A 9,079-nucleotide genomic window follows, 5' to 3' on the forward strand; every position below is an offset into this window, starting at 1 on the left:
CACCTAATACGCTATAAACCCTTGGTATTACTCGTTTTTTTTATTTTCCCTATCTCACTCTTATATATATAGCTAAAAGTTCCGAAAGGAACGGGTAGTATTTTTGAGAAAACCACTCAAAAATCTCCACCCTTAACATCAAAAAGTAAAAGCGCTTGCTTTTACTTTTTGATGTTATCCTTGCGGAACTTTTTTCGGCTCGTGTGCTTTTTTCGCCAAGCCGACAGACAAAAAGTAAAGTAATGGTTCTCGACTTGGACTAGCAAGTATACGAGCCGAACCGCTTAGAATAATCGCTCAAAAATAGTTCTTATTTTATATGTTGATACGTTTAGTACGTGGGGTTTCGGCCCCACACGACGAGCCAGCACTCTAGCCAAAAAGCAAATTTGAAAACTTAAAATAGATATATTTACCTTTTATTTTAAGTTATTTGATCTGTATTATTTTGTTGAAGAAAATTTCCTATATCACTAATTGCTTGAATGGATTTAATTTTAATATTGATTTTATTTGGAGACTGTATAAGTTTATTAGTTGAATTGTCTTTTATTTGTACATTTGGGCCTATAATAGTAACTGCATCTTTATTGAAATTCATTATAAAACCTTTAATATGAATTTGTTCTAAAAATATTATGATGGGTAAATGAATTAATTGATAATCATGTAAAAGTTTTTGTATTTCATTTGTATTTTTTGTATTATCTCTAGATGTATTCATTTGATGTTTAGATATTGATTGTGAACTATTCGGTTTTATTTTAAACCTTTGTGATTTGGGTTGAGAAGTGTGAGGATTCGGTAATTTTAGCAAGACAGTAGAAACTTTTTGTACTTTTGGTGAAGTATTAGTTGATTTTAATGAAGGTGTAGAATTTTTTTGTGGTTTTAATGGGGTATTGGCTGGTTTTGTTACAACTGTAGGATTTTTTTGTGATTTTGATGGAGTATTGGTAGGTTTTGTTGAGGTATGAAAAGGAATAGGATTTATATTAAACAATCTAAATTTAGGTTGTTTATTATTTTTTTGATTTGAACAAAACTGACACACCTAAACACCTCCTAGTAAAGGGTTGTATTATATAGTAAACATATTATGTAAAAGAGTGATAATAAACAGGATAATAGACAAGCCAAATTATTTCTTATATAAATGATCTTTAAAGCGATATCTTAGACTAATTTATACTAATTAAGATTTAAAAAATGCAATGGGTATTTATAATCCCATTGCATTTTTTGACTTTATTTATTACGCTCCTTGGTCATCACTAACTGATAAAATTGAACTGATTTTAACACTAATTTGGTTTGGATTTTCAAGGTCTTCACCATTAGCATTACTTTCTACTTCAACTTCATCTCCATTACCACGAAGAGTAACAAATTCTTCTCCAATTCGAGTGATAAGACCCTCTACATGGAATGATGGTAAAAATAATACAACTCTTGCTCCAACTAATTGAAATGCACGTAACAAAGCACGGATTTCATCATGATGTTCTGGCATTTATATCATCCTTTCCTATAAATTAAAAAAGTAGAAAAAGAGTTTTTTAAAACTAACTCTCTAACTACTTCTCAAGATAGGATATGTTGAAAAGTGGTTATTGTAATAGACGACTGGGTAATTAAGTTTCAATGTTTTATTAGGGTTTAATTGTCTTTATAGTAAAAAATGCTTAAAGGGTTATTAGTCTTTAAGATTTTAGTTGTTTTAGTGTTTTAAGTAGTGGGTTATGGTTTTTTGGCTAATTTTTAGATTGTAGATTAATAAAAATTATAGAAAAATCGTTATGAATAAATATTTAGAGTAAGCTAATATAATGTTCTATGGTCGGTAGCAAATATTTGGATAGAATTTTCATTTTTACTAGGTATTTTGTTTCTATGTTTATTTGTCTCTTATAAAATCCTCTATAAAACCTTGATATTACTGACTTTCTTTATTTTTCTCTTCTTACTCGCTATATAAGAACTAAAAGTTCCGCAAGGAACAGGTAGTATTTTTGAGTAAACACCATTCAAAAATCTCTACTTTGTCCGCTTTGCCTCCTCCTTGCAAAACTTTTTTCGGCGGATTTTTAGCTTTCGCGAAGCCGAACAGACCAAAAACGGGGTTAAGTTGCTCGACTTGGATCAGCAATTATACCCGCCGAACCGCTAGTTTTATCGATTTAAATAATAAGCTTTATTCCATATTCAGTTACGTTAAGTTCCTGAGGGCTAGCACTCATACCCAAAAACAGGGGAAAATAGCATGATAAAACATTTTTACACCTTAAAATCACGTTATTATAAAGAAGTTTGGTAGTCTTTAATTAGCCTTTAATTTAACCTCAAACTTAAGGGAGATGTATAAATGAACATTGGTAAACAAATACATTATTTTCGTAAACGGGATAATATGTCTCAAGAGGAGTTAGCAGAAAAAATTCATGTTTCCAGACAATCTATTTCGAACTGGGAAAATGAAAGAAACTATCCAGATATTCACAATTTACTAATGATGAGTATTCTCTTTAACGTCTCCCTGGATGATTTAGTTAAAGGAGATGTAAAGATCATGAAAGAAGAACTTCAAAAATCAACTTTCTTTAAGTGGAGTTACATCATGTTAGCATCAATGATTATACTTCCTATTTCTATTGCACCTGTATTTCACTTTTTTGGTTATTATGGCCTTATAATACCTTTGGTACTTACGATTTTGCTTATGTTTTCATCACTGAAAGTTGAAAACATAAAAAAAGAGCATAATTTAAAAACTTATCGTCAAATAGTTGATTTTATAGAGGGAAAACCTGTAAGTGAAGCAACGCCGAATATAAAAGACAAATTATTAAAAATAGGTTTGATGCTTGCAAGTGCTTTAATTAGTTATAGTTTGATTTATTTAGGATTGAGTGTATTTGGAAGATAACTTAGAAAACTATTAAAAGTCCTCCGGATTGTTTAACTGGAGGACTTTTGTGTTTACATAATTTTTGTTATCAGAAGTTATTCTTGGATTCTCATGATTGGATCTTGATCATGATAACCAATACAAATTGGGAGATGAATTGTTGCAATAATTTTTTTTAATGTGACAACAGTTCTAGCAATAAGATATAATGTTGTGCCTAGTGCTTTTTCATTATTATCAAATCCATTTTCAGCGTAAATCTGCGCAAATTCTTTTAAGTCAGGACCTTCTACTTCACTAATCCAATCACATGCCCAATCATCATCTTCTTCAGATAACTTTGTATACTCGTCGCAAATAAAGAAAGTACTGTTCCAGTCGTTGTCCATATCATATTCAAAATAAATGGCTTCTGTCGAATTTTGATTAGCTATATGTAGGGAGGTAGAAAAGGCATCTTTCAACTTACTTTGAAACAAATCTAAATTTATATTTTGGATTCGTTTTGCTTGTTCTTCTCCTACTAATTTGGAGCATAGGTCGTAGTATTTCGCTTCAATCTCTGGACATGAATGTTTTAATAATTCCGCTTGCATTTTGTCTAAATAGTCGTATATTTCCATATTGTCCATTCCTCTCTAAAAATAAGGATTATATACTATTCAAGTTATCATAATTCTCGTTATTGGAAGTTGTAATATGTTTTACTCAGAATCCTCTTCTTGATTATATTGAGTAACAATTTCTTTAATTTCTGCAACTTTTTCTAGAGTAATTCCTTCTCTCTGTTCAACTGCTAAGGGATGATCAGTCGGTTCCAATTCAATAAAGGGTCTTATTCCAATGGCTCTTATATGGACATGTGTTTTTAAATTTAATGTATCAGGATAACCTGGAATTGATGTAGAAAGCCATCCGAAATGGGGATCTTCTGTTTCTCTTCCTTTTGTTTCCCATAATTCCATTGTTTTGTTGAAGCTTTCTTCGCTTAAAGATACCCACACATTCCAAATAAATATTTCACTACTATCTATAATCGGAATCTCTATACAACCTCGAACAAAGTAATATTCTCCATCCATGATACAAACATCTGAATTTAGCTCAAATCGTTTTTGTCTTTCCGTTTCAGGAACATTGTAATAGTAAATAGGAGCGTCACTTCCATAACTCATTGGCAACCCCTGTTTGAAATGAGTACAACTAAACTTTCCATAGCTAATTTCTTTCTTATTTGTTTTTCCATATGATCTTCTTCTGCGCATTTAGTTTTATACTCCTTATTCCATGGTATATCTTAAATTATATACGAGAATTGATTTGAATATCGTATTCATGTGAAGTTAACATAACGTCCTATTATCGGTAGCAAAGAAAACGAACAAACCTTTGATGCAATTGGAATTGTGTGTTTTCTCTTTTTATCGTGCTATGCATGATCTTATACATGGTAGAGATAATGGGGTTTTTTAGGTTTACGGATATTCTGTATTAGTACAAAAATCTGTATAGAATTCTGTATAAAAAAGCCTTGCATATAAGCAAGGCTTTTTTATTTCCAGAATTTCCACCAATGTTGTTTATTTTCTATAGTAGGAGCAACTAGTTGTTTAGTCTCTTGAATAGATCGTATGTTATGTAATAGTTGCTCATCTCTTTCTTGCAACAATTGTTCATGGTGTTTTTGATATATTTGTATACCGTCTTTCAATGTTTGAAATTCTTCTTGAGTTCGTCGTAGTTCTTCTTTCATGGATTGAAGTTCTTTTGTTATTTCTTCGCGTTCCTCACGCAACAATTCACGTAATAAATTATTGTTGTTTTCGCGTTCCAATATTTCTTTATCTCTTGTAATAAGCAAGGATTGGGAATCCATTGGATCATGGGACGTTCCACTCGTGTTCCAATTTTCATTATTTATGGTTATTGCTACGGTTTTGGCAGCATCGGCCTTGTTATATCCGGCATCTTTCATAAGTGTTTGAAATTGTTTCAAAGCTTTTATATCTTTTGAAGTAAAGGTTCGATACTCGCGATTACTTTTAGGATCACGAACTTTTATAAAGATGTATTCATGTTTTTCTAACTCTAAACACCATTTACGTAAATAGCTTTCGCTAATACTTAACATTTCTGCTACTTCCTTGGTTAGGAAAGCCGGGAGTGGCTCGGATTGTATACCATTCCGCGTTCCATCAGACATCGTTCCTCACGCTCCTTTTAATGTTCCAACTGACGTTCCTAAAGTTACATTATACATGATAAAACGAAATACCTTTGGAATGTGAAATTTGTCGGTAATATCGGCTAAGGGCAAAATACCTTATTATTTTAAAATGCAAAACATAGACTAGTAAACAAGCTGTTTTTAACTTTTAATCATAGAATATGAGGAATTCTATTGTTAAGAGGAGGTAATCATATTTATGGGATGTAATTGTAATCTCAGACATTGCAGAGATTGTAATAGATTTTGGGATGATTTAATGTTTTGCAGACGCAGACATAGAGATTGTGATGATCGTCGTTGTAGACGTGACCGTGACTGTGATTGTGATGAATGTCGTCGCAGACGTAATCATGATCATGACCGTGATCATGATGATCGTCGGGATTGGTAAATTTCTTTCAATGAGTGTGTTTCTTCACAGCACTCTTTTTTTATTTTTATAAAAATATGGATTTGGTAGTGTATTTATTTTAATAATTGTATTGTTGATTTTTTAAATTAACTAAAATGTACATCAAAAAAAGATATAGTATTCTAGTTCCTGTTGGTTTGCTATGAATAAGTGGTGTTATGGTAATTTTGGTTGTGTAGAGAATATATATTGGGTGTTTTTGCCCATAAAGAAAAGACACTCTGATAAGAGTGTCTTTTCTGATAGTTTTTTTAGCAGAAGCAAGAAGCTCCAACGATGATTAATAAAATAAATAATACAACTAATAAAGCAAATCCTCCAGCAAAGCCGCCACCACAACTACCACCAAAGCCCATAATAGTTCCTCCTTTAGATAAGAGGATTAAACACGGAGTCACTCATGTATTTTAACGGATTCACTTTACTTTATGTTTTTACGTATTAATTGAGCAGGTCCTTTTGAAAGTAAAGAAGATATTGATTTATGATTCAATATCTTCTTTATTTATAGCGTTTTGAATGTATACTTTTGGTATGTATTTTGAGGATATCAGAGGATTCGTTGTGAATTCAATATTGACGGGTTATTAAATGTAAACTAATATGTAAAAGTTTACTTTGGAACTTTTACATATTAATTGTATAAAATAGTGTGAAATTAAAAGTGTGTTAAGGTGAAAGACGGTATTTTTTTCAGACAAAAAGTCTAGTGTCTACTAGGCTTTTTGTTTAAATTTATGTTCTACATAATAAATTTTAAAGTAAAATATTTATTTAAAATTTTACAGTTCAACACTTTTTCTGAAATTGAAAAAAGAGTCTTATATTTGTGTTGGTCAATCAAAACGGACCTAGCAAAGCGAAGGGAGTATTTGACTTGACCAACTGGACTACACCCGAACCCTCTTGGCATTGAACAAACAATAGTTTGTTCCTGCCGATCGGCGAGGGAGCCCCTCAAGGAGTTGAGGGGATGGGGAGTTCGAATGATGGGGTCTGGGGAAGAGTTCCCCAGTGGGGTTGGGCAAAGCCCAAGGTTTTGTTTTTGCCATGTGAAATGTGGCTCGGCAAAGCCGAAAAGCGTCGCAGACCCCTATTGATTTTGATGTGTTAGCGTCAAAATACGTATAGGGTTACATCAATTGACACAATTTCGTCGTCTTGCTAGACTTATTGTATCAATTAATCTAGGGGAAGTGGTGGCACTTTATGTTGTTCTCTATCTCATTTAATCAATCTCACCAAAGTTCATTAAGCCATAATAATAGAGAAAACATTTATGGGAATCCTGGTATCGATTCATCCAGGTTAGACGAGAATATCTACTTTGTTCAAAAGGACATCCGAAGTGTATACAAGGATATCTTTCAGGAAGCGGTGGACAAGTACAATGAAAAACAAAAACGTAATGACCGTAAAATTCAGGATTACTATGACAAAATACATAAAAATGAAAAGACACATGAGCAACGAGAATTGGTTGTAGCCGTTGGAGAGGGTAAAGACGACCCAAAGTATAGGGGAGCCAAAAAAGAAGCGTTAAAACAGTATGCGGAGGCGTTTCAAGGGCGAAATCCAAATCTAGCAGTCTATAACATGGTTTTACATGATGATGAAGCAAATCCGCATCTACATATTAACTATGTACCGAATTTCGAAAGTAGTCGAGGATTAACGAGGCGTGTCGGAATGGATAGAGCTTTGCAACAACAAGGCGTACAAGGAAAAGGGACGGAGCTAATTGCGAATTGGAGACAATTAGAAACGGCTTATATTGAATCTTTGGCTAAAAAACATATTCCAGAATTTGAACGAGCGAATGTAGGTTCTCATAAGTACATGAAAGTCCGTCAATACAAGGAATATGCTGAAGCAGTTTCTAATATAGAGAATCAAATTACGGAGATAAGCAAGAGATTACCAGATAGCAAGATTACGCTAAAGCCCAAAAAGAAAGAGATCAAGACGGAAGTAAAGCCAAAATTAATTGGTAAACCTGAAATCATTGAAAAAGAAACAGGCAATTATGTTTTTTCACCAAAGCAACTTGAAAAAGTAGAAGAATTGATAACCGCAGCAGTCACTGTAAAAAAAGATTATGAGCGTTTGCAGAATACGGATTTGGTAAAAGAAAATAGGGAATTGAATCGTCAAGTTGATAGTTTGTATGATTCTTTAAAAGAATCCCAAAAGATAAATTTAGAGTTGAAAGAGGAAAATAGAAAATTAAATACTGAAATAGGCTCGTTAAAAACTCATATAAAGGATTTGAAGGAGAATATAAGAGTTTTGTATCAACAGACGAAAAAAGCTTTTAAAGAGAAATTTAAGGTATTTAGAGGGATTATTAAAAATGAATTGGATAGCAAGGGAATAGATAATCAATTTGAACGTGAACATAAGAAGGAAATAAGTAGACATCGAGATTTTGATAGGGAAAGATAGATAGAAATGATAATGGATGAAAACATTGAATTGCATGAGTTTGAAGAAGAAGAGGATTGAATGTTTTGTTTCCATAAGGTTTGGAAGGAATTAACAAGGTGTTTCATGTTATTATAAAGAAAGACGTATAAACGAGAAAAACCGCCCATGCTTTGGACGGCAGGCGGTTTTTCGTAATAAGGTTGGAATCAACCAATATATATTCTATATACATTCTAACATATAAAAGTTGATTCCTTCCACTAAGGGAGAGAATTATTTTATGACAAAAGTTGTAGATTTAGGGCAAGCTGAAAAAAAAGCGAAAATAAGAGATAGTAAGATTGATAGTATTTATGACCAGTTGCAAACTGGTGGTTATTCAGAAGAAGAGAAAACAATGCTCTTGCAGTTATTAAGTAAAACAACTGGTGGAGATGAGTATTTCATAGGGAAAAAGAAAAAACCTACAGATCGGGTGAGATTTGTGCAGCTAATTATGGATAACGTTAATTATTTGACTGAAATTGAGTATTTGAGTAGCAAGGAAGAAGCGTTTTTATTTAAACTTGCTCCATATGTGGAATTCAAAACTAACGTTATTATTGAAAAAATTAATAAGGACAATGTAGATACAACTACTCCAGCATCACCTACATATTTGGCTGAACGTTTTAAAATGGCAAGAAAAAATGTTTCTTTAACGATGAATGGTTTATTTAAAAAAGGGGTTTTAGGAGTTGCAGCAGCAGGAGTAACAACAGAAGATGGTCGTGCATGCACAAGTCGTACATGGTTTGTAAATCCTAATATTATGTGTTGTAGCCCTAAAGACGGAATAGATAAAGCAACCCAACATATCTTTAGAAATTCATTAAGGAACTTTAAAATTGATGAGTCTAAGAAAAAATATAAATTACCAATCTATTTATTTTAGATGTCAAATTTTCATTGACATCTTTTTTTTATTATGTTTTTCCTTTTATTAGGTGTTACCTTTTCGTAACACAGGTGTTACGAAAAGGTAACACCTAATACGCTATAAACCCTTGGTATTACTCGTTTTTTTTATTTTCCCTATCTCACTCTTATATATATAGCTAAA

The 9,079-nt window shown here is 32.3% G+C and carries 10 protein-coding genes; 4 read left to right on the plus strand and 6 right to left on the minus strand.

Annotated elements, in window-relative coordinates:
- Nucleotides 1-424: 424 nt before the first annotated feature.
- Together JDS81_RS29485 and JDS81_RS29490 are read right to left on the minus strand one after the other, a co-directional pair.
- A complete protein-coding gene (locus tag JDS81_RS29485) occupies nt 425-1,054 on the minus strand; it encodes a hypothetical protein (RefSeq protein ID WP_199688677.1) in 630 nt (209 codons plus the stop codon).
- A gap of 201 nt (nt 1,055-1,255) precedes the next feature.
- A complete protein-coding gene (locus JDS81_RS29490; RefSeq protein WP_001114056.1) occupies nt 1,256-1,513 on the minus strand; it encodes a hypothetical protein in 258 nt (85 codons plus the stop codon).
- A gap of 852 nt (nt 1,514-2,365) precedes the next feature.
- Between JDS81_RS29490 and JDS81_RS29495 the strand changes: the two genes are divergently transcribed.
- A complete protein-coding gene (locus JDS81_RS29495) occupies nt 2,366-2,926 on the plus strand; it encodes a helix-turn-helix transcriptional regulator (protein ID WP_097953510.1) in 561 nt (186 codons plus the stop codon).
- Nucleotides 2,927-3,003: 77 nt separating this feature from the next.
- Here JDS81_RS29495 and JDS81_RS29500 read toward each other — a convergent pair whose 3' ends face one another.
- The 3 genes from JDS81_RS29500 to JDS81_RS29510 form a co-directional block, all read right to left on the minus strand.
- Nucleotides 3,004-3,531 (minus strand): hypothetical protein, encoded by a 528-nt coding sequence (locus JDS81_RS29500; RefSeq protein WP_097953511.1) that lies wholly within the window; start codon nt 3,529-3,531, stop codon nt 3,004-3,006.
- Between the two features lie 81 nt (nt 3,532-3,612).
- Nucleotides 3,613-4,173 carry a DUF2199 domain-containing protein gene (locus JDS81_RS29505; RefSeq protein WP_001254399.1) on the minus strand — a complete coding sequence of 187 codons (561 nt, stop codon included), beginning with the start codon at nt 4,171-4,173 and terminating at the stop codon, nt 3,613-3,615.
- Nucleotides 4,174-4,460: 287 nt separating this feature from the next.
- Nucleotides 4,461-5,111 (minus strand): DUF3967 domain-containing protein, encoded by a 651-nt coding sequence (locus tag JDS81_RS29510; protein ID WP_097953512.1) that lies wholly within the window; start codon nt 5,109-5,111, stop codon nt 4,461-4,463.
- 223 nt (nt 5,112-5,334) lie between these two features.
- On the opposite strand from JDS81_RS29510, the gene JDS81_RS29515 reads away from it, so the two are divergent.
- A complete protein-coding gene (locus JDS81_RS29515) occupies nt 5,335-5,529 on the plus strand; it encodes a hypothetical protein (RefSeq protein ID WP_002169591.1) in 195 nt (64 codons plus the stop codon).
- A 272-nt stretch (nt 5,530-5,801) separates the two neighbouring features.
- On the opposite strand, the gene JDS81_RS29520 is transcribed toward JDS81_RS29515, so the two are convergent.
- Nucleotides 5,802-5,906, minus strand: coding sequence for a YjcZ family sporulation protein (locus JDS81_RS29520; protein WP_063219790.1), 105 nt, complete (start codon nt 5,904-5,906; stop codon nt 5,802-5,804).
- Nucleotides 5,907-6,759: 853 nt separating this feature from the next.
- On the opposite strand from JDS81_RS29520, the gene JDS81_RS29525 reads away from it, so the two are divergent.
- Both JDS81_RS29525 and JDS81_RS29530 read left to right on the plus strand, forming a co-directional pair.
- Complete coding sequence (locus tag JDS81_RS29525; protein ID WP_097953513.1) at nt 6,760-7,995, plus strand: plasmid recombination protein; 1,236 nt, start codon at nt 6,760-6,762, stop codon at nt 7,993-7,995.
- A 262-nt stretch (nt 7,996-8,257) separates the two neighbouring features.
- Nucleotides 8,258-8,911 (plus strand): MarR family transcriptional regulator, encoded by a 654-nt coding sequence (locus tag JDS81_RS29530; protein WP_097953514.1) that lies wholly within the window; start codon nt 8,258-8,260, stop codon nt 8,909-8,911.
- Nucleotides 8,912-9,079: the final 168 nt, after the last annotated feature.

This window comes from Bacillus cereus group sp. N31, from assembly GCF_016483245.1.
Lineage (GTDB): Bacteria > Bacillota > Bacilli > Bacillales > Bacillaceae_G > Bacillus_A > Bacillus_A toyonensis.

What these genes read in the sequence shown, in the direction of transcription:
- JDS81_RS29495 (WP_097953510.1), top strand. Translation starts at nt 2,366, where the DNA reads ATGAACATTGGTAAACAAATACATTATTTTCGTAAACGGGATAATATG.
- JDS81_RS29510 (WP_097953512.1), bottom strand. Translation starts at nt 5,111, where the DNA reads ATGTCTGATGGAACGCGGAATGGTATACAATCCGAGCCACTCCCGGCT.
- JDS81_RS29525 (WP_097953513.1), top strand. Translation starts at nt 6,760, where the DNA reads ATGTTGTTCTCTATCTCATTTAATCAATCTCACCAAAGTTCATTAAGC.
- JDS81_RS29530 (WP_097953514.1), top strand. Translation starts at nt 8,258, where the DNA reads ATGACAAAAGTTGTAGATTTAGGGCAAGCTGAAAAAAAAGCGAAAATA.
- JDS81_RS29520 (WP_063219790.1), bottom strand. Translation starts at nt 5,906, where the DNA reads ATGGGCTTTGGTGGTAGTTGTGGTGGCGGCTTTGCTGGAGGATTTGCT.
- JDS81_RS29505 (WP_001254399.1), bottom strand. Translation starts at nt 4,173, where the DNA reads ATGCGCAGAAGAAGATCATATGGAAAAACAAATAAGAAAGAAATTAGC.
- JDS81_RS29490 (WP_001114056.1), bottom strand. Translation starts at nt 1,513, where the DNA reads ATGCCAGAACATCATGATGAAATCCGTGCTTTGTTACGTGCATTTCAA.
- JDS81_RS29515 (WP_002169591.1), top strand. Translation starts at nt 5,335, where the DNA reads ATGGGATGTAATTGTAATCTCAGACATTGCAGAGATTGTAATAGATTT.
- JDS81_RS29500 (WP_097953511.1), bottom strand. Translation starts at nt 3,531, where the DNA reads ATGGAAATATACGACTATTTAGACAAAATGCAAGCGGAATTATTAAAA.